22 protein-coding genes are annotated in these 19,190 nt (G+C 31.0%); 21 read left to right on the forward strand and 1 reads right to left on the reverse strand.

Annotated features, from left to right (window positions below; all coding sequences use genetic code 11):
* Positions 1–40: 40 nt before the first annotated feature.
* From rpiB to COL3_RS09630, 20 genes are all read left to right on the forward strand, one after another.
* On the forward strand, positions 41–490 hold the full coding sequence (rpiB, locus tag COL3_RS09535) for a ribose 5-phosphate isomerase B (protein WP_008428854.1): 450 nt from the start codon (positions 41–43) through the stop codon (positions 488–490).
* A 44-nt stretch (positions 491–534) separates the two neighbouring features.
* On the forward strand, positions 535–1,164 hold the full coding sequence (upp, locus tag COL3_RS09540) for a uracil phosphoribosyltransferase (RefSeq protein ID WP_008428853.1): 630 nt from the start codon (positions 535–537) through the stop codon (positions 1,162–1,164).
* A gap of 83 nt (positions 1,165–1,247) precedes the next feature.
* Positions 1,248–1,742: a deaminase gene (locus COL3_RS09545; RefSeq protein WP_008428852.1), complete on the forward strand. Its 495-nt coding sequence runs from the start codon at positions 1,248–1,250 to the stop codon at positions 1,740–1,742.
* 144 nt (positions 1,743–1,886) lie between these two features.
* A complete protein-coding gene (wecB, locus tag COL3_RS09550) occupies positions 1,887–3,035 on the forward strand; it encodes a UDP-N-acetylglucosamine 2-epimerase (non-hydrolyzing) (protein ID WP_008428851.1) in 1,149 nt (382 codons plus the stop codon).
* Between the two features lie 138 nt (positions 3,036–3,173).
* Positions 3,174–4,355: an acetyl-CoA C-acetyltransferase gene (locus COL3_RS09555; protein ID WP_008428850.1), complete on the forward strand. Its 1,182-nt coding sequence runs from the start codon at positions 3,174–3,176 to the stop codon at positions 4,353–4,355.
* Positions 4,356–5,061: 706 nt separating this feature from the next.
* On the forward strand, positions 5,062–5,430 hold the full coding sequence (locus COL3_RS09560; protein WP_008428848.1) for a hypothetical protein: 369 nt from the start codon (positions 5,062–5,064) through the stop codon (positions 5,428–5,430).
* Entirely contained in the window at positions 5,423–6,118 is a 696-nt protein-coding gene (locus COL3_RS09565; RefSeq protein ID WP_008428846.1) for a F0F1 ATP synthase subunit A, read from the forward strand. Before COL3_RS09560 ends, COL3_RS09565 begins: the two co-directional genes overlap by 8 nt.
* A gap of 54 nt (positions 6,119–6,172) precedes the next feature.
* Entirely contained in the window at positions 6,173–6,388 is a 216-nt protein-coding gene (gene atpE / locus COL3_RS09570; RefSeq protein ID WP_008428845.1) for an ATP synthase F0 subunit C, read from the forward strand.
* A gap of 63 nt (positions 6,389–6,451) precedes the next feature.
* Positions 6,452–6,931 carry a F0F1 ATP synthase subunit B gene (locus COL3_RS09575; protein ID WP_008428842.1) on the forward strand — a complete coding sequence of 160 codons (480 nt, stop codon included), beginning with the start codon at positions 6,452–6,454 and terminating at the stop codon, positions 6,929–6,931.
* Positions 6,932–6,933: 2 nt separating this feature from the next.
* Entirely contained in the window at positions 6,934–7,473 is a 540-nt protein-coding gene (locus tag COL3_RS09580; RefSeq protein ID WP_008428839.1) for a F0F1 ATP synthase subunit delta, read from the forward strand.
* 10 nt (positions 7,474–7,483) lie between these two features.
* Positions 7,484–8,998, forward strand: a complete 1,515-nt coding sequence (atpA, locus tag COL3_RS09585) for a F0F1 ATP synthase subunit alpha (protein WP_008428837.1) — start codon at positions 7,484–7,486, stop codon at positions 8,996–8,998.
* Positions 8,999–9,037: 39 nt separating this feature from the next.
* A complete protein-coding gene (gene atpG, locus COL3_RS09590; RefSeq protein WP_008428835.1) occupies positions 9,038–9,892 on the forward strand; it encodes an ATP synthase F1 subunit gamma in 855 nt (284 codons plus the stop codon).
* Positions 9,893–9,903: 11 nt separating this feature from the next.
* Positions 9,904–11,295, forward strand: a complete 1,392-nt coding sequence (gene atpD / locus COL3_RS09595; RefSeq protein WP_008428833.1) for a F0F1 ATP synthase subunit beta — start codon at positions 9,904–9,906, stop codon at positions 11,293–11,295.
* Positions 11,296–11,310: 15 nt separating this feature from the next.
* On the forward strand, positions 11,311–11,721 hold the full coding sequence (atpC, locus tag COL3_RS09600; protein WP_008428831.1) for an ATP synthase F1 subunit epsilon: 411 nt from the start codon (positions 11,311–11,313) through the stop codon (positions 11,719–11,721).
* 217 nt (positions 11,722–11,938) lie between these two features.
* Positions 11,939–12,583, forward strand: a complete 645-nt coding sequence (locus COL3_RS09605) for a hypothetical protein (RefSeq protein ID WP_008428828.1) — start codon at positions 11,939–11,941, stop codon at positions 12,581–12,583.
* Between the two features lie 116 nt (positions 12,584–12,699).
* Positions 12,700–13,962 carry a UDP-N-acetylglucosamine 1-carboxyvinyltransferase gene (gene murA / locus COL3_RS09610; protein WP_008428826.1) on the forward strand — a complete coding sequence of 421 codons (1,263 nt, stop codon included), beginning with the start codon at positions 12,700–12,702 and terminating at the stop codon, positions 13,960–13,962.
* Between the two features lie 137 nt (positions 13,963–14,099).
* Positions 14,100–15,158 carry a stage II sporulation protein D gene (spoIID, locus tag COL3_RS09615; RefSeq protein WP_035284452.1) on the forward strand — a complete coding sequence of 353 codons (1,059 nt, stop codon included), beginning with the start codon at positions 14,100–14,102 and terminating at the stop codon, positions 15,156–15,158.
* Positions 15,159–15,685: 527 nt separating this feature from the next.
* Complete coding sequence (locus COL3_RS09620) at positions 15,686–16,417, forward strand: M23 family metallopeptidase (protein WP_008428822.1); 732 nt, start codon at positions 15,686–15,688, stop codon at positions 16,415–16,417.
* A 99-nt stretch (positions 16,418–16,516) separates the two neighbouring features.
* Positions 16,517–16,771, forward strand: coding sequence for a sporulation transcriptional regulator SpoIIID (gene spoIIID / locus COL3_RS09625; RefSeq protein ID WP_008428820.1), 255 nt, complete (start codon positions 16,517–16,519; stop codon positions 16,769–16,771).
* Between the two features lie 79 nt (positions 16,772–16,850).
* Positions 16,851–17,885, forward strand: a complete 1,035-nt coding sequence (locus tag COL3_RS09630; RefSeq protein ID WP_008428818.1) for a rod shape-determining protein — start codon at positions 16,851–16,853, stop codon at positions 17,883–17,885.
* 53 nt (positions 17,886–17,938) lie between these two features.
* Here COL3_RS09630 and yyaC read toward each other — a convergent pair whose 3' ends face one another.
* A complete protein-coding gene (gene yyaC, locus COL3_RS09635; protein WP_035284445.1) occupies positions 17,939–18,475 on the reverse strand; it encodes a spore protease YyaC in 537 nt (178 codons plus the stop codon).
* A 99-nt stretch (positions 18,476–18,574) separates the two neighbouring features.
* Here yyaC and COL3_RS09640 point away from each other — a divergent pair, with 99 nt between their 5' ends.
* Positions 18,575–18,979: a hypothetical protein gene (locus tag COL3_RS09640; RefSeq protein WP_008428814.1), complete on the forward strand. Its 405-nt coding sequence runs from the start codon at positions 18,575–18,577 to the stop codon at positions 18,977–18,979.
* Positions 18,980–19,190: the final 211 nt, after the last annotated feature.

Here is a 19,190-nt window from a genome sequence, read left to right on the forward strand (position 1 = left end):
ATCATTCACCAATCAAAATAATTAGGGAGATGATTTAATTATGAAAATTGCAATAGGATGCGATCATGGTGGATTTGAATTAAAGAATGAAATTGTTAAGTTTTTAGAAAGTGAAAATCATGAAGTAAAAGATTTTGGAACATATTCAGTTAGTTCTTGTGATTATCCTGATATAGCTTTACCAGTAGCGGAAGCAGTTGCGGCTAAGGAATATGAATTTGGAATATTAATTTGTGGTACTGGAATAGGAATTAGTATTGCAGCAAATAAGGTTCCAGGAATTAGGGCTGCATTATGTTCAGATACATTTAGTGCGCATGCAACTAGAGAGCATAATAACGCAAACATATTAACTATGGGGCAAAGGGTAGTTGGGGCAGGCCTTGCTTTAGATATCGTAAAAACTTTTATATCAGCAAAATTTGAGGGAGATAGGCACCAAAATAGAATAGACAAAATTTCAGAAATTGAAAAGAAATATTCTAAATAAATTTTATTAAGCATAACTAAATAGTTAAACATGGAGGAGTAATAATGAGTAAAGTTACAGAAATAAATCACCCACTAATATTACATAAGTTAGCAATTTTAAGAAATGAAAAAACAGGATCAAAGGATTTCAGGAAATTAGTAGAAGAAATTTCGATGTTAATGGCTTATGAAGTAACAAGAGATTTAAATATGGAAGAAGTTGATGTAAAAACTCCAGTAGCTATAGCAAGATGCAAAATGCTTGCAGGTAAGAAAATTGCTGTAGTTCCAATTTTAAGAGCAGGTCTTGGAATGGTTGATGGAATAATTAATTTAATTCCAGCAGCTAAGGTGGGACATATAGGATTATATAGGGATGAAAAAACGCTTCAACCGGTGGAATACTTTTGTAAATTACCTCAGGATATAGCTGAAAGAGATATAATAGTAGTAGATCCAATGCTTGCGACAGGTGGATCATCAATAGATGCATTGACAATGTTAAAAAATAGAGGAGCAAAGAATTTAAAATTAATGTGCCTAGTAGGGGCGCCAGAGGGAATAGAAGCTATACAAAAGGCTCATGATGATGTTGATATTTATTTAGCAGCAATCGATGAAAGATTAAATGAACATGGATATATCGTACCGGGTCTTGGAGATGCTGGAGATAGATTGTTTGGAACTAAATAGAATAATATTATGTTATCTGACAAAGAGTGCAGCTCTTTGTCATTTAGGTAACCCAAAATAAATTCATTTGGGGGAAGATTAAAGTGGATAGGCGAGATAAACAGAATTATTATTTAGATATTGCAGAAACAGTTTTAGAAAGAGGCACCTGCTTGAGAAGAAATTATGGTTCAATAATAGTAAAAAATGATGAAATAATTTCTACTGGGTATACAGGAGCACCTAGGGGAAGAAAGAATTGCATCGATTTAAATAGTTGTATAAGAGAAAAGCTTAACGTTCCTCGTGGAACTCATTATGAACTTTGCAGAAGTGTTCATAGTGAAGCCAATGCAATAATAAGTGCTTCAAGAAAAGATATGATTGGAGCTACATTATACTTAGTTGGAAAAGATGCAAAAACTAAAGAATATGTCAGAGATGCTAATTCCTGTTCCATGTGTAAGCGATTAATAATTAATTCAGGAATTACACGTGTAATCATAAGAGATTCTGATGATGAATATAGAGAAATAGATGTAGATTCATGGATAAAGGATGATGATTCTTTAAAAATTGAAAAAAATGCGGGATATTAATTTTTCTTATGATTTTAACACTTAAATTATCCAACAAGCATATGCGAGTTGGGTTTATTTTTAGGGTTAAATAAATCGGAGTTTAATAGTTTTAATAGGCAAGGTGATTAAAATCTACAATAGCTTAAATTAGGAGGAAATAAATTGAATAGAAAAAAAATTATAACTATTTTTGGAACTAGACCTGAAGCTATAAAAATGGCACCTTTAGTAAAGGAATTAGAAAGAAGAGAGGAAATTGAATCAAAAGTTTGCGTGACAGCTCAACATAGAGAAATGTTAGATCAAGTTTTAGAATTATTTGATATAAGACCAGATTTTGACTTAAACATAATGAAAACAAAGCAAACTTTGACTGGAATTACAGGAAGGGTTCTAGAGGGTCTAGAGGAAGTCTTTAAAGAAGAAAAACCAGATATGATATTAGTTCACGGTGATACAACGACTACATTTGCTGGTTCATTAGCTGCTTTTTATCAACAAATTAAAGTTGGTCATGTGGAAGCTGGTCTTAGAACATTTAATAAGTATTTTCCGTTTCCGGAAGAAATGAATAGAAAGTTAACTGGTAGTTTGGCAGATTTACATTTTGCACCAACTAAAGGCTCGAAAGAGAATTTATTAAGAGAAGGAATAAATGAAAGTGATATATATATCACAGGAAATACTGTAATTGATGCTATGAAGCATACTGTTGAAGAAAATTATGTCTTCGAAAATGAGGAGCTGAATAAAATTGATTTTAGCAAAAAAGTGATAATGATTACTGCTCATAGAAGAGAAAACTGGGGTGAAGGGATTGAAAATATCTGCATAGCTTTGAATAAAATAGTTGAACAAAATAGTGATGTGGAATTGGTCTATTTAGTTCATTTAAATCCAGTTGTCAAAGATGTAGTGTTTGAAAGACTTGGAGAAAAAGATAGAATTCACTTATTATCACCATTAGATACTAAAGAAACTCATAATTTAATGAACAAATCATTTATGGTTATGACAGATTCTGGAGGGCTGCAAGAGGAAGCACCACACTTGGCAAAACCAGTTCTTGTATTAAGAGATGTTACAGAAAGACCAGAAGCTGTTGAAGCTGGAACAGTTAAATTAGTAGGAACTGATGTGGATCAAATAGTAAATGAAGCGAATGAATTGCTAAGAAATTCAGAAGCTTATTCTAAAATGAGTAAATCAATTAATCCTTATGGTGATGGTATAGCATCAAGAAGAATTGCAGATGCTATATTGAAATACTTTAATTTAAGTTCTAAAGAAGTAGAAGAATTTAAAAGATGAAGTTTGTTTAAAATTTAACAAATTATACTTGATAAAAGAAATAATAGCAGTTATAATTTAGTTATGTTAATATTTTAACGAGAAATGCTAAAAATAAAAAATAATAAAAATAATTTATAAAATTTTAGGAGGTCAAACATGAGAGATGTAGTTATTGTAAGTGCAGTAAGAACAGCATTAGGTACTTTTGGTGGAGCATTAAAGGATGTATCAGCTGCAGATTTAGGAGCATTAGTAATTAAAGAAGCAGTGAGCAGAGCAGGAGTTAAACCAGAATTAGTTGAAGAAGTTATTATGGGAAATGTAATTCAAGCAGGACTTGGACAAAACACTGCAAGACAATCAACAATTAAAGCTGGATTACCACAAGAAGTTTCGGCTATGACTATAAATAAAGTATGTGGATCAGGACTTAGAGCAGTTAGCTTAGCAGCTCAAATGATTAAAGCTGGAGACGCTGAAGTTATAGTTGCAGGTGGTATGGAAAACATGTCACAAGCTCCATATGTTTTAAAATCTGCTAGATGGGGTCAAAGAATGGGCGATGGCAAAATGGTTGATTCTATGATAAATGACGCTTTATGGGATGCATTTAACAATTATCATATGGGTGTTACAGCTGAAAACATTGCTAAAGAATGGGGATTAACTAGAGAAGAGCAAGACGCTTTCGCAGCTGCATCTCAACAAAAGGCCGAAGCAGCAATTAAAGCTGGAAGATTTAAAGATGAAATAGTTCCAGTTGTTATTCCACAAAGAAAAGGAGATCCAAAAGTATTTGATACTGATGAATTCCCAAGATTCGGAACAACAGCAGAAAGCTTAGGAAAATTAAAGCCAGCATTCATTAAAGAAGGTACAGTAACAGCAGGTAATGCTTCTGGAATTAATGATGGAGCGGCAGCATTTGTTGTTATGAGTGCAGAAAAAGCAGCAGAACTTGGAATTAAACCATTAGCTAAAATTGTTTCTTATGGATCAAAAGGATTAGATCCAGCAATCATGGGTTATGGACCATTCCATGCAACAAAGAAAGCATTAGAAAAAGCTAATTTAACAGTAGAAGATTTAGATTTAATAGAAGCTAATGAAGCTTTTGCAGCTCAAAGTTTAGCAGTTGCTAAAGATTTAAAATTTGATATGTCAAAAGTAAATGTAAATGGTGGAGCAATTGCTCTAGGTCACCCAGTTGGGGCATCTGGTGCGAGAATCTTAGTAACTCTTCTTCATGAAATGGAAAAGAGAGATGCTAAGAGAGGACTTGCAACACTTTGTATTGGTGGCGGATTAGGAACAGCCCTAATAGTAGAAAGAGTTTAATAAAAATTTTTGATTCTTCAAAAAGTTACTATGTATTTAACATAGTAACTTTTTTACTTAAACTATCATGTTTTGATAAGTTTAGTATAAAAATTAATACAAAGAATAAAATAAGGGAGAAAGTTAATTGATATATAATTATTACTGCAAAGATTTTTAAAGTTAAGTGATTTTAATGAATATTTTACAAATATGAAGGATTATTAACATGAAAACAGCATTAAAGAGTTTCAAATACCTTGTAACATAGTCGTGACAAGGGAAACAAAGTTAAATTTAAGCACAATATATATTTAATGAAAAGATGAAAAAAATAAATATTGCATAACAATTAATTCGTATATTCAATAATAATAAAAAGAATACTAGGTGCATATAATCATTAAAATTAAAAAAACTAAGTATTTATCAAAATTCAGAGAAAATTTTGATAAATAAATTACAAAATTTGTAATGAAAATGTTAACAAAAAGAAAAGAAGAATTATTCATAATGCAGAAAATTCAAAAAAATGATTTTTGATAATAATAAATATTCATAAAATAAGAAAAATGGAGTAAAAGTAAATAATGGCTAAGTATTCTGGAGAAAATTCAATATAATATGATATAACAGCGATAATAACCCGATTTTACTTCTAAATAATATTTTATTAAAGATAAAGATAAAGATATAATTATCGATATTGAGGGTAAGGGGGGTATGTATGAACAAAGAGATGAATAAACTACTTCTAAAAGCGACAAAATATGATTTGGGAAGTGGGTTATTGATAGCTTTAGTGATAACATTAACTTCCACCTTTATATATGCAGGGATTTATGCAGTGGGAATATGTGTAGCATTAGCTAATTTTTTAGTATCTGCTTACACAATTGAAAAAAATTTAGGCAAAAGCATAATAGGGCGATGGCTTTTTGTGTTAGAATTTTTTCTTAGAATGGCTTTCATAGTGCTTACTATTTTGCCATTTAGAAATAATATGACATACATGCTTTATTATATGTCTGGATTTGTTTCGCATTATGTTCTGCTAATAGGATTAAATATAATAAGAAGGAAAGGAAGTGTTTAAATTGCCTGACGTTACGCCTATACCTATATGGTCACCTAAAATTTTTGGCTATACAGTAGATATTACAGCAGGTATAGTAATCGAATGGGTTGTTATCTTAATTTTATGTATAGCTGCTTTTGCACTAACAAGAAATCTAAAATTAAAACCAACTAAAACCCAAGCGGCTGTAGAGAGTATCTATGAACGCATAAGAGATTTCATAGTTGGCACTATGGGAGGAGAGTATGAATCATTTGTACCATATATAGGAACATTAATGATCTATCTTTTAGCCCTTAACTGGATGGGTGCAATAGGTTTCAGACCACCGACAAGTGATGTAAGTATAACAGCATCATTTGGATTGCTTACATTTTTGGTTGTAAATGTAAATGCAGTTAGAAAAAATGGACTTCTTGGCTATGGAAAAGGACTTGTTCATCCATTTGCAGTCATGTTACCACTTAACATATTGGAAAGAGTAATATTACCAGTAACATTAGCACTCAGACTTTTTGGTAATATGTTTGCGGCTGTAGTATTGGTAGACTTAGTTTATGAAGGTCTAGGCTCAATAGCAACTGTTGCACAACTAGGATTACCAATTATATTACATAGTTATTTTGATATATTTGATGGAGTGCTTCAAATGATAGTATTCTCAATGTTAACTATGATTAATATTAAAACTATTGCAGAAGAGTAAAAATTAAATACAAATAAATAGACACACTTTTTTTAGAAATAAGGAGGAATTAGAATGAGTTTTGGAATTTTAGCAGCTGGTATAGCTGTATTATCTGGTATTGGGGCAGGTGCAGGTATTGGTATAGCAGCAGGAAAGGCAATTGAAGCTGTAGCAAGACAACCAGAAGCACAACCAAGAATAATGACATTTTTTCTTTTAGGTGCAGCTCTTGCAGAAACAACTGCAATTTATGGATTAGTAATGGCATTTATAGTAATGAATAAATAATAACTAAATATGAGTTCGTATGAGTTAATTGTATTGACTCCGAAGGGAGGATATAGATAAAGTATGGAAGTTAAGTTGTCAACACTATTAATGAACTGGGTCAATTTTGCCATTATACTTTTGCTTTTAAGACATTTCTTTTGGAATAAATTAAAAGGAATAATTTCAGAAAGACAAAAATACATAGATGATAAGATGACTAAGGCTGATGAAGATACTGAAAAAGCTAGAATGTATCTGGTTAAGAATGAGCAAATTCTACAAGAAGCTAAAGAAGAAGGTAAAAGAATCACTGAAGAACAAAGAGTTAAAGGTGATAAACTTTATACAGAAATTGTTGAAAATGCCAAAGTTGAAGCAAATTCATTAAAAGAAAGAGCTAGCTTAGAGATTAAAAGAGAAAAAGAAAAAGCAGAATATGAAATTAAAAAACAAGCAGTAGACTTAGCAATTGAGCTTTCAGTTAAAGCATTAGGAGAACAAGTAGATGAAGTTACACATAGGAAACTTATCGGCGATTTTATTGCTAAGGTAGGTATGTAAATATGTATGAATATTTGGATAGAAGATATGCTTTAGCTCTATATGAAATTGCTGAGAAAAAAAATAAAGTGGATGAATATTTACGTGATTTGAGAGAGATTTGTGATATTTTTGATGAAAACAAAGATTTCTATGCAGTGATTGAGCATCCAACAATCAATAAAATAAAAAAGAAACAATTATTTACTGATTTGTTTAAAGGAAAGATTGATGATGAGTTACTTTCTTTCTTAATGCTCTTGATTGAAAAGGGAAGAATTCTTCAATTAAGGGACAAACTGAATCAAATGGAAAATATTGATTTGGAAAGAAGAAATACTATAAGAGGTGTAGTTAAAACTGTTATACCGCTTTTAGATGATGAACTAAAACAATTAAAAGAGATCTTTGAAAAGAAGTACGAAAAAACTATACTATTTGATACTCAAATAGACAAAAGTCTTTTAGGTGGAGTTTTTGTAAAAATTGGTAATGATGTTATTGATGGTACTATAAAGTCAAAGATTGAAGAAATGAAAGATTTAATGATTAAGAAAGAATAGAGGTGAATCCATGAATATTAAACCAGAAGAAATAACTTCTATTATTAAAAAAGAAATAGAAAAATACGAAAAACAAATCAAAACGGTAGATTCTGGTACTATAATCCAAGTTGGAGATGGTGTTTCGAGAGTTTATGGATTAGATAACTGTATGGGAGGGGAGTTACTAGAATTCCCTAATGATGTATACGGAATGGCTTTAAACCTTGAACAAGACAATGTTGGTTGCGTTCTTTTAGGAGATGAAAAAGGAATAAAAGAAGGTGACATTGTTAAAGGAACTGGTAAAGTAGTTGAAATTCCAGTTGGAGAAGGATTAATTGGTAGAGTTGTTAACGCATTAGGATTACCTATAGATGGTAAGGGACCAACTAATACAACTCAAACTAGACCTATCGAAGTTCCAGCACCAAGTATAATTGATAGAAGTTCTGTTAATGAACCATTACAAACTGGTATCAAGGCGATAGATTCAATGATTCCAATTGGTAGAGGTCAAAGAGAACTTATAATAGGGGACAGACAAACAGGTAAGACTGCAATAGGTATAGACACTATTATCAATCAAAAAGGTAAAGACGTGATATGTATATATGTAGCTATTGGACAAAAGCAATCTACAGTTGCTCATCTAGTAAATACATTTACTGAAACTGGAGCTATGGATTACACTATAGTTGTAAGTGCTACAGCATCGGAATCAGCTCCATTACAATATCTTGCTCCATATGCGGGATGTACTATAGGAGAATATTTTATGCATCAAGGGAAAGATGTATTAATCATATATGATGATCTTTCTAAACATGCAGTGGCTTATAGAGCTATGTCATTATTACTTAAGAGACCACCAGGTAGAGAAGCTTATCCAGGAGATGTTTTCTATATTCATTCAAGATTGCTTGAAAGAGCAGCAAAATTATCTAAAGAATTAGGTGGAGGATCATTAACAGCTCTTCCAATTATAGAAACACAAGCTGGAGACGTTACTGCGTACATACCAACTAACGTTATATCTATTACAGATGGTCAAATATTCCTTGAATCTGATTTATTCAATGCAGGGCAAAGACCAGCCGTAAATGCAGGTATTTCAGTATCGAGAGTTGGTGGTAATGCTCAAATTAAAGCCATGAAACAAGTAAGTGGTACTTTAAGATTAGAGCTTGCACAATATAGAGAATTAGAAGCTTTTGCTCAATTTGGATCTGATCTGGACGCTGATTCAAGCAGAAGACTTGAAAAAGGTAAAAGATTAGTTGAAGTATTAAAACAGGATCAATATAATCCAATTGAAGTTGGAAAGCAAATTATAATACTATATGCTGCAGTTAATGATTTCTTATCAGACATTAAGGTTAGTGATATTAAAAGGTTTGAAAAAGAATTCTTAGAATATATTGATACTCATCATAGAGACATTGAAAAATCAATTATTACAGGAAAAACTTTAACTGATGAAATAAAATCTATGTTAGAGGAAGCAATAGTTGAGTTTAAAAAGATATTTTTAAAAGAAGCATAGCTTGAATTAGGCTATGCCCTTCTTTAGGAGGTGGAAATCGTGTGTGCAGCTGGACTTCTTGATATAAAGAAAAGAATTAAATCTGTAGAAAATACGAGAAAAATTACAAACGCCATGGGACTTGTTGCCACTTCAAAATTAAGAAAAACTAAGAAAGAGTTATCAGTAAATAGCGTATTTATTGATTCAATTGAACCTATTGTAAGGAATCTTGCAACTACTGCTTCAAGAGATGGTGGAAATGTTTATTTTAATGGAAATGAAAGTGAAAATAAACTATATGTAGTAATAACATCAGATTCGGGATTGTGTGGTGGATTCAATAGTAATGTTGTATCTTTCTTAGAAGCTACAATTGGAGAAAAACGAAAAAACGCAAAGATTATCTTAATTGGAAGTAAAGGTGTTGGTTACATTAAAAGAGCAAAGCTTGAATCTATAGCAGAATATGTTGGTAGCTCAGATTTACCAACAGTAAATGATGCAAAGGTTATATTTGATAATGCTCTTGAAATGTATCTCAATGGAGAAGTTTCGGAAGTTAACATTGTATATTCTAATTTCGTATCAACAGTTAGACAAGAGCCAAGGTCTGTTAAAATATTGCCGATAGAAAAAACCGAAGGTAAAACAAATTTATCTATCGTTGAACCAAATTTAGAAACGGTATTAGAAGATGCACTTAATGTTTATCTAAAAGGAAAGATTAGGGGTATTTTATTAAGTTCCAAATGTAGTGAACAAAGTTCTAGAATGCAAGCTATGGATGGAGCTACGAAGAATGCTAATGATTTATTGTCAAATCTAAAACTTAAATTTAATAGAATAAGACAAGGCGTAATTACGCAGGAAATAAGTGAAATTGTTGGAGGAGCAACAGCTCAAAATACGTAAGGAGGTATCTTATGCCTGAAAAGATAGGAAAAGTAGTTCAAGTAATTGGACCGGTAATCGATATAAAGTTTAGTTCAGATTCTCTTCCAAATTTGTATAGTGCAATTAAAATTAATATGGGAGATTCTGAATTAATAGCTGAAGTAGAGCAACATGTTGGAGATGATATAGTTAGAACAATTGCTATGTCAGCTACAGAAGGTTTAAAAAGAGGAATGGATGCTATTGATACAGGAGCACCAATTTCTGTTCCAGTAGGTAAAGAAGTATTAGGAAGATTATTTAATGTTTTAGGAAAACCTATTGATAATAATGGGGAAGTTAATGAAAAGGAGCAATATCCAATTCATAGACCAGCCCCTAGTTTCAAGGATCAATCAGTTGAACCAGAAATGTTTGAGACAGGAATCAAGGTTGTAGACTTACTTGCACCATATCAAAAAGGTGGTAAAATTGGTCTATTTGGAGGAGCTGGAGTTGGTAAAACAGTTCTGATACAAGAATTAATAAACAACATAGCTACACAACATGGTGGATTATCAGTATTTACTGGAGTTGGTGAAAGATCAAGAGAAGGTAACGATTTATACCATGAAATGAAGGATTCAGGGGTTATCAGTAAGACCGCATTAGTATTTGGTCAAATGAATGAGCCTCCTGGAGCTAGAATGAGAGTTGCTTTAACAGGGCTTACTATGGCAGAATATTTTAGAGATCAAGGCCAGGACGTGTTATTATTTATTGATAACATATTTAGATATACTCAAGCTGGTTCTGAGGTTTCTGCTTTACTTGGAAGAATACCTTCAGCCGTTGGATATCAACCAACATTAGCTACTGAAATGGGTGCTCTTCAAGAAAGAATTACATCAACAGTTAGTGGTTCTATTACATCAGTTCAAGCAGTATATGTTCCTGCTGATGACTTGACAGATCCAGCACCAGCAACAACATTCTCTCATCTAGATGCAACAACAGTTTTATCTAGAGGTATAGCTGAACTTGGTATATATCCAGCAGTTGATCCACTAGAATCTACATCAAGAATTCTTGATCCAAGAGTAGTTGGAGAAGAACATTATGAGGTAGCAGCAGAAGTTAAGCGTGTTCTTGCAAAATATAAAGAATTACAAGATATCATAGCAATTTTAGGTGTTGACGAATTATCTGATGAAGATAAAGCAGTTGTAGCTAGAGCTAGAAGAATTCAAAGATTCTTATCACAACCTTTTACAGTTGCTGAACAATTTACTGGAATGCAAGGAAAATATGTACCTGTAAAAGAAACTGTAAGAGGATTTAAGGAAATTCTTGAAGGTAAATATGATGATTTACCAGAATCAGCATTCTTATTTGCCGGAACTATAGAAGAAGTTATAGAAAAAGCTAAAAGTATAGGATAAAGGGGATGAGCGATTATGGCTAATACCTTTTTACTAAAAATAATTACACCTGATCGTGAAGTTTATAATGGCGAAATAGAGAAGATCACTTTAAAGACTGTAGATGGAGAATTTCAAGTTCTTGCAAATCACGCAGACATGATATCAAGTACTATACCGCACATTGCAAAATTCATAGATGATAAAGGTGTTGATTATGAACTATTTATTTCTAAAGCACTTACACAAGTAAGTAATAATGAAATGATAATAGGCAGTGATGCAGCTGAATTCGAAGAAGATATTGATGAGGCAAGAGCAGAACAAGCGAGGGAAAGAGCAGAAAGCAGGCTAAGAGAAGCTGGTTTGTATAATAAGGAGAGAGCAGAAGCAGCTTTACTTAGAGCTAAGCAAAGATTATTATTGAAAAAATCTAAAAATAAATAAGTGCAAAATTATTTAGAGTGTAATGTCTTTTTATATATAAAAATATATAAAAAGATATACACTTTATTTATTTTTTGCGCTTTATTTTTTTATTCTATATATTGACAATGTATCACAAAATTTTAATAAGTCTATATTATATATATATAGTTGGATATTAAAGGGAATAAAAATTGAATGAGATGGCCATACTCTAAAAAGATAAGGGGGGCTTATTATGAATATAAAAATAAGTATAGTTTTTTTTATATTATTATCTTTTTTTAACTTAGGGGCCATTTCTAAAAATTTTAACAATACACAAGATTCATTTAAAAATTTAGAAAATAGTATATCTAGTACAAGCAAATTTGAGGCAGATGGTGTAAAGCTGCAATATAAAACGACAGATAACATAGAAAAAGAAATTTTTAGGATAAAACAGCATTTAATTAATAATATAGACGGAAATTATGAAGATCTAAGGAATAATGAATTTGAAATATATAATAAAGATTTAGATATTAATATAAAAATGTGGTATGAGGGCAAATATACCTATGTTGAAATTATTTTATTAAATAAAAACTTAGATTATTCAACAACATATTTAAAGGATTTGCTTAAAAATACTGAAAATAACAAAATGAAAGATGTTCAATATTTTGTTTATTATGAGGGTAAGGAATTGAACAGGGATTACACTATCGATAAATTAATCAATGAAAATAATTTGAAAAATGTAAAGTTTCTTGATATAAATAATGGATATGCAGGTACAGGATATTTAAGCAATGGAGATAAAATTAATTTTGCACTAATTAAATATGATACTGGTTCACATATAATAATTGGTACGCCAATGATATTTGCAACATATTAAGACATATTGAAAAACTATTCAATATGATTTGTTTACTTTATATATTTTGTTACAAGATATAAGTCATTTTTGAACAGTTATTTTCAAATGCTTAACAATTCATTATGGAGGATAATATGGAGAAAATTGTGGTTAAAGGTGTAAAAGAACTTAAGGGTGAAGTTGATATAAATTGTGCAAAAAATTCAATTTTACCTATAATTGCAGCAACTATACTTTGTCCAGAACCTATAGTTATAGAGAATGCACCCAAATTGGAGGATGTAGAAGTTATATGTAAGTTATTAAGTGGATTAAATTGTGATGTTGATATCTCAAATGTGAACAATCAATTAACGATAAATACAAAAAATATAATAGAGATGGATGCAAATGCAGAACTTATGAGAAAAATGAGGGCATCATTCTTAATTATGGGGCCTATGCTTGCTAGATTTGGATATTGTAAGTTATCGCTACCGGGAGGGTGTAACATAGGAAGTAGACCAATAGATTTACATCTTAAGGGATTTAAGTTACTTGGAGCAGATGTTATAATAGGCCATGGTTTTGTTGAAGTAAGAGCAAAAAAAATGATAGGAAGTAGGATATACCTAGATTTTCCTTCAGTAGGTGCGACAGAAAATATTATGATGGCATCAGTATTTGCTGAGGGTACAACAATAATAGAAAATGCGGCAGAAGAGCCAGAAATATGGGATTTAGCTCAATTTTTAAATAAAATGGGGGCTAGGATAGATGGCGCGGGACTTGGAAAAATAACAATAAATGGAGTGAAAAGTTTAAAGGGGACAAATTATACTCCTATTTACGATAGAATAGAGGCTGGAACATTTATGATAGCTGCTGCTATTACAAACAGCAAATTGAAGATTAATGGAGTAAATGAAGAGCACTTGAGGCCTGTAATAGAGAAATTAAAAGAGTGTGGAGTCAAATTTAGTAATTATGCAAATGATTCTGTTGTTGTAGATGGAAGAGGCATTAAGAAGCCATTAGATATAAAAACTCTTCCGTATCCTGGATTTCCAACAGATTTGCAAGCACAGATGATGAGCTTATTATCAGTGGTTGAAGGTGTTAGTGTTATTACAGAAACAGTTTTTGAAAATAGATTTATGCATGTTGCTGAACTTCAAAGGATGGGAGCTAATATAAAAATTGATGGAAGAACTGCAATAATTGAAGGGGTTCATAAATTAACTGGATGTGAGGTTAAAGCAACAGATCTGAGGGCTGGAGCGGCTGTGATATTAAGCGGGTTAGTAGCTGAAGGCCAAACTGAAATAAGTGATGTATACCATATAGATAGAGGTTATGTTAATATTGAAGATAAATTCAGAAGATTGGGAGCAGAAATTTATAGAATAAGTCTATAAGTTAAATAGACTAAAAAGCTATCTTATTTTTAGATAGCTTTTTTGTTGCTTAAATCTTAGCACGATTAAAAAAGGTAACATAACTTGAAGATTAGAGCATATACTTTAAAGTGCAGATTTTTGGGGGTAGGATTATGATAAAAATGATTAAAATTAAAGCTATAAATATGAAGATAAATAGTAATGTTAAAATAATTGGTATTATGACCTTAATTATTTTTGTTATGTTAATAGCACTACCTATAATATTTCTTGGACAAGATAATGGAATTAACAATATTTTTAAGCTAAATAATAGTGACATGGTTAAGAACTCAAGTTTGATTTTTCCTGCTAACGGAAAAGTTAAGCTTTATCGTAAGTCAGAAAACAAGGTCGTAGATATTGATTTAGAAGAATATATAATGGGAGTAGTAGCAAGTGAGGTACCTGCTAGTTTTAATGAGGAAGCATTAAAAGCTCAAGCAGTTGCTGCACGTACATTTTATATGAATAGAAGAAATAATCCATGTAAAGATTCCAAGAATAACGGAGCTGAGGTTTGCGATACCACTAATTGTCAAGTATATATGAGTAAGGAAGAGAGAATGGCAAGTTGGAGCAAAAGCGAGGCGCAAAGTAACTGGGATAAAATACAAAAAGCTGTTTTAGATACTAAAGGGCAAGTTCTTACCTATGATGATGAAGTACTGGAGTATCCACAATATTTTGCCATTAGTTCTGGAAGAACTGAAGATGCAAAAGATGTGCTTTCAATTGATGTACCATATTTAAAATCCGAAGAAAGTAAAGGTGAAGAGATTGCTCCTAAATTTAAAACAACTATAAAAATTCCTATAAATGAATTTGTTGATAAAATCAATAAGAAATATACTAATTCTAATATTAATAGAAGTAATATTGCATCACTTGTAAAGATAGAAAGTTACACTGAGGCTGGAAGTGTTAAAGAGATAAAGATTGGAAATGATACAATAAAAGGAACAGAATTTAGAGAATTATTTAATTTAAACTCAACAAATTTTAAGGTGAGTTTCGACAAAGATATAGTTACAATAAATTGTACAGGCTATGGTCACGGCCTTGGAATGAGTCAATGGGGGGCAAATGTTATGGGGAAAAATGGATCAACTTATGAGGATATTCTTAAACATTATTATAATGGTGTGAAGATTCAAGAGATTAAATATAAGTGAGACATTATCTACAGATGACGGGCCGGCAAAGAATTTATAGGAATGTACGTTGAAAGTAAAGTTTGTACTTAATAATAGTGTAAAAGTTATTAATTAATGATGAAATCCTTATAATGAAGTTTGAGGAGTAAAATACAAGTTTAATGGAAATCTTATATTTTGATTTTATTAATATTTGCAATAAATTTAAAAAATTTATTGCAAATTTTTTTTGTTCTTTTGATTAAAAAGGAGAAAAATGGATAAAATTTAAGCTGATACTATTTCAAAGTAGGAATTATACAAGAAAACATTTCAGGTGGATTCAATAGCCCGACTGAGACCATCTGAGTTATTAACCGAAATGGTTATCATTTTCAGATTACTGTGACCTTACGTTTAGAAAAAACATACAAGCTAAGGTTTCCAGAAATTAGATAAATTTAATAAAAATTCTCTTCAAATTTTGAAAATAATATGTAATAAAACAGCATGTTTATGTATTAATTTTCATAAAAAGGGAACTATAACAATAGGAGGTGTTCATATTGAACAAAAATTTAAAAGAAAAATTTAAAAATTTAATAAGGAAGGAGGGATTTTATATCGCTTTATTCCTTTGTCTTTGCATAGTAGTTACAGTTGGAACTGTTTCTTACAAAATGCTTAGCAATAAAAGTGAAGTAAATAAGACAGAAGATATAAATAAAGATTTAACATTGAATTCTGATGACAGTGGAAAAACTGTTAATCAAGTTCAAAATGCTGAGAGAGTAGAAAATGTTCCAGATAATAAAGGAACTACTGATAAGACAAAGACAGAGAAATCTACCACAGTATCTACAAGTAATACTGTAAACTTTGTAAATCCTATTGATGGTGTTGAAAGTAGACAATATACGTACCCAGCACCAGTAAAAATGGAGGAAGGTATTTTTAGAACTATTAGGGGTGTGAATTTACAAGCAAAGATAGGAACTGATGTTAAGGCAGCAGCTGATGGAGTAGTAGAGCTTGTTGATAATTCAGGAGTAGAAGAAGGAGTAGTAGTAGAAATCAAGCATGCTAATGGATTAAAAACAAGATATGGAAATCTTGATGCTAATGTCTTAGTAAAAAAGGGTGACAAGGTCAAAGCAAATCAAGTAATTGCAAAAGTTGGAGAAACTGCAAAAGTATTTAGTAAAGATGTATTTGGAGAATTCTTAAATTTACAAGTAATCGATGCTAACGGAGAACAAGTTAATCCAGAAAAATATTTTAATTTGAAGACTAAATAGGATTTTATGAAAAATAGAAATTAGTCATTCATTTTATGAAGATGAATGACTAATAAAAAATACTTTTTGTAATAAAATATAAAATAAGGAAGTGGTATTTTGAAAGATTATATTGAAGAAAGAGTCTTAGATGTCGCAAAGTATATTATTGATTCAAAAGCTACAATAAGAAAAACTGCTAAAGTTTTTGGGGTTAGTAAAAGTACAATTCATAAAGATATGACAGAAAGACTTTTAAAGATAAATCCTGAAATTGCACAAGAAACTCATTCGATTTTAGAATTAAATAAATCAGAACGACATATTAGAGGTGGAGAAGCCACAAAAATGAAATATAAAATTATTGAATCTTAATGCGATTAAGGCTATAATATAATATTAGTAGAATTATGTAAAGTTAGGTATTAATATGTATTATAGGAGTGAATAAGAGATGTACTTTTGGAGAACAGGGATAGACCTTGCAATTGACTTGGGAACAGCAACTGTATTAGTTTACGTAAAAGGTAAAGGGGTGATTTTAAAGGAACCTTCTGTTGTAGCAATAAATAAAAATAATAATAAATTGTTGGCAATAGGGGAAGAAGCAAGAAAAATGATAGGAAGAACCCCGGGAAATATAGTTGCAGTTAGACCGTTGAGAGATGGAGTTATTTCGGACTATGATATAACGCAAAAGATGCTAAAAGAATTTATAAGAAAAGCATGTGGAAAAAGAAGTATTAGAGCTCCTAAGGTAATTGTTTGTGTACCATCTCAGGCTACAGAAGTAGAAAAAAGAGCTGTTATAGATGCAGCTATGAATTCAGGAGCTAAATCAGTTCACCTGATAGAGGAACCATTAGCAGCAGCTATTGGAGCAGGTCTAGATATTACAAAACCTAATGGATGCATGGTAGTAGATATTGGAGGAGGTACCTGCGATATTGCTGTTATTTCCTTGGGAGGAGTAGTAGAAAGAGAGTCCATAAAGGTTGCAGGGGATAAGTTTGATGATGCAATAATAAAATATGTGCGAAATGAATATAAATTGATGATAGGTGAAAAAACAGCTGAAGAATTAAAAATAAATATTGGCTCAGCATTTAAGAATTCAAGAAATTTATCATGTATGATGAAAGGAAGAAATCTTATAACTGGTTTACCAGATGAAATTGAAATTACAACAGAAGAAATAAGGAATGCAATAAAAGAACCTGTGGAAATAATTGTTGATACAGTAAAAAAGGTATTAGAAAAAACACCGCCTGAATTAGCCTCAGATATTATTGAAAGAGGAATATTAATGACTGGCGGGGGAGCTTTAATTCATGGGTTAGATAAGCTTATAGAATTTAAAACAGGAGTATCGGCTACAATTGCTGAAAATCCTGTTGAATGTGTTGCTAATGGTACCGGGAAAGTGCTTGGTTACATAGATAAGTTAGATAACGAAGTGAATTCTCAACAAATAGTTCTCATAGAATAATATAAAAATAACAGTCAAAAATTTTTGACTGTTATTTTCTTTGAAATAAGATACTAAATATTAGGAAATTGCCCACAGCCTAAATTATAGGCTTCCATAAAAATTCTTGAAATACTCTTAGCCATATCCATAATAAAAGAAAGTCTTATGCTACGGGAAAAAAAGAATTCAGCGTTATCACTTGAATCAACAATTCCTATAACCGATGCAATTCCAACTTCAGGAAGTTCTTTTCCGACTCCTTTGCCAGGATGTATTGCATAATCTCTTATGCGAATTTCACCAATATCTTCAGTATCTCCCAAGCATGCATCAATACCAATTATTGAAGCATCAGGATGCTTGGCATATATTTCATCTAACCGTTCATCTATGTTTAAAGCATGAATTGGAGAGGACAAAGTTCCATAAACAGGTAGAGGAAAAAAATTTTCAGTTAATATAGTTCCTACTAAAGGACCTAGACAATCTCCAATACATTTATCAGTACCTATGCAAACTATTACTGTATTTCTAGTAATATAATTTTTTATTTCCAGAGTTAGATTGTAATATAATTTGGGATCATGAGTAAAATCTGGCTTCATCAAGGACATATACCTCCTTTATACAATATATATATGAGGAATAAAAAGAATATAGTATAAAAAAATAAATTATGGAAATTAATACTATTAAAGGAGGAATTTATGAAAAGATTTATAATATGTTTAATTTTATTGTTAACAGTAATAATGAATGTATATTTGGTAATTTACTGGGAGCCTCAAAGTAAAGCTGATATTTCGCAAGAGCCAAGTAAAGAAGTTGTAACTTATTCTAAGTCAATATATAAAATTGATAAGGAGAGGGCATTAGAGCAATTATCAAATAATGATAAAAAGGAGCTGGAAAATATAATAAAAAAATTATCAACTTTTGATATTGGAAAAATAAAAGAATATTATAATGATTCTGATGACGAAGAAGGAATAATAAGTATTTTTAAACTGTTAAGAAAGAGACTTGCAAGTGAAGATTATAAAAGGGTAGAGGAAATAAGTTCTTCGTTTTTAGATATAAAGAGAATTAATGAAGAAATAAAAAATAAATGAGTTTACTATATTAAATAGAAGTATAATGTAGAAAAAGAGAGTAATTGGAGCCTAATTAAGTTAGATGAAGTGATACTAAGGTTGAAATAAAAGCACTTTGCAGATATACTAATCATTGTTGATTAATGATGCAACAAGTGCTAACAAAAAAATACGGAGGAATTCCCGAGTGGCCAAAGGGGGCAGACTGTAAATCTGTTACGTTTCGTTT

This window comes from Clostridium sp. LS (genome assembly GCF_002760435.1).
GTDB lineage: Bacteria > Bacillota > Clostridia > Clostridiales > Clostridiaceae > Clostridium.

Excerpts from the sequence above, each read along its gene's own strand:
- COL3_RS09605 (WP_008428828.1), top strand. The coding sequence starts at position 11,939 with ATGAATATAAAAATAAGTATAGTTTTTTTTATATTATTATCTTTTTTT.
- rpiB (WP_008428854.1), top strand. The coding sequence starts at position 41 with ATGAAAATTGCAATAGGATGCGATCATGGTGGATTTGAATTAAAGAAT.
- COL3_RS09640 (WP_008428814.1), top strand. The coding sequence starts at position 18,575 with ATGAAAAGATTTATAATATGTTTAATTTTATTGTTAACAGTAATAATG.
- atpD (WP_008428833.1), top strand. The coding sequence starts at position 9,904 with ATGCCTGAAAAGATAGGAAAAGTAGTTCAAGTAATTGGACCGGTAATC.
- COL3_RS09555 (WP_008428850.1), top strand. The coding sequence starts at position 3,174 with ATGAGAGATGTAGTTATTGTAAGTGCAGTAAGAACAGCATTAGGTACT.
- upp (WP_008428853.1), top strand. The coding sequence starts at position 535 with ATGAGTAAAGTTACAGAAATAAATCACCCACTAATATTACATAAGTTA.
- atpC (WP_008428831.1), top strand. The coding sequence starts at position 11,311 with ATGGCTAATACCTTTTTACTAAAAATAATTACACCTGATCGTGAAGTT.
- COL3_RS09560 (WP_008428848.1), top strand. The coding sequence starts at position 5,062 with ATGAACAAAGAGATGAATAAACTACTTCTAAAAGCGACAAAATATGAT.
- atpA (WP_008428837.1), top strand. The coding sequence starts at position 7,484 with ATGAATATTAAACCAGAAGAAATAACTTCTATTATTAAAAAAGAAATA.
- COL3_RS09580 (WP_008428839.1), top strand. The coding sequence starts at position 6,934 with ATGTATGAATATTTGGATAGAAGATATGCTTTAGCTCTATATGAAATT.
- COL3_RS09575 (WP_008428842.1), top strand. The coding sequence starts at position 6,452 with ATGGAAGTTAAGTTGTCAACACTATTAATGAACTGGGTCAATTTTGCC.
- COL3_RS09630 (WP_008428818.1), top strand. The coding sequence starts at position 16,851 with ATGTACTTTTGGAGAACAGGGATAGACCTTGCAATTGACTTGGGAACA.
- atpE (WP_008428845.1), top strand. The coding sequence starts at position 6,173 with ATGAGTTTTGGAATTTTAGCAGCTGGTATAGCTGTATTATCTGGTATT.
- murA (WP_008428826.1), top strand. The coding sequence starts at position 12,700 with ATGGAGAAAATTGTGGTTAAAGGTGTAAAAGAACTTAAGGGTGAAGTT.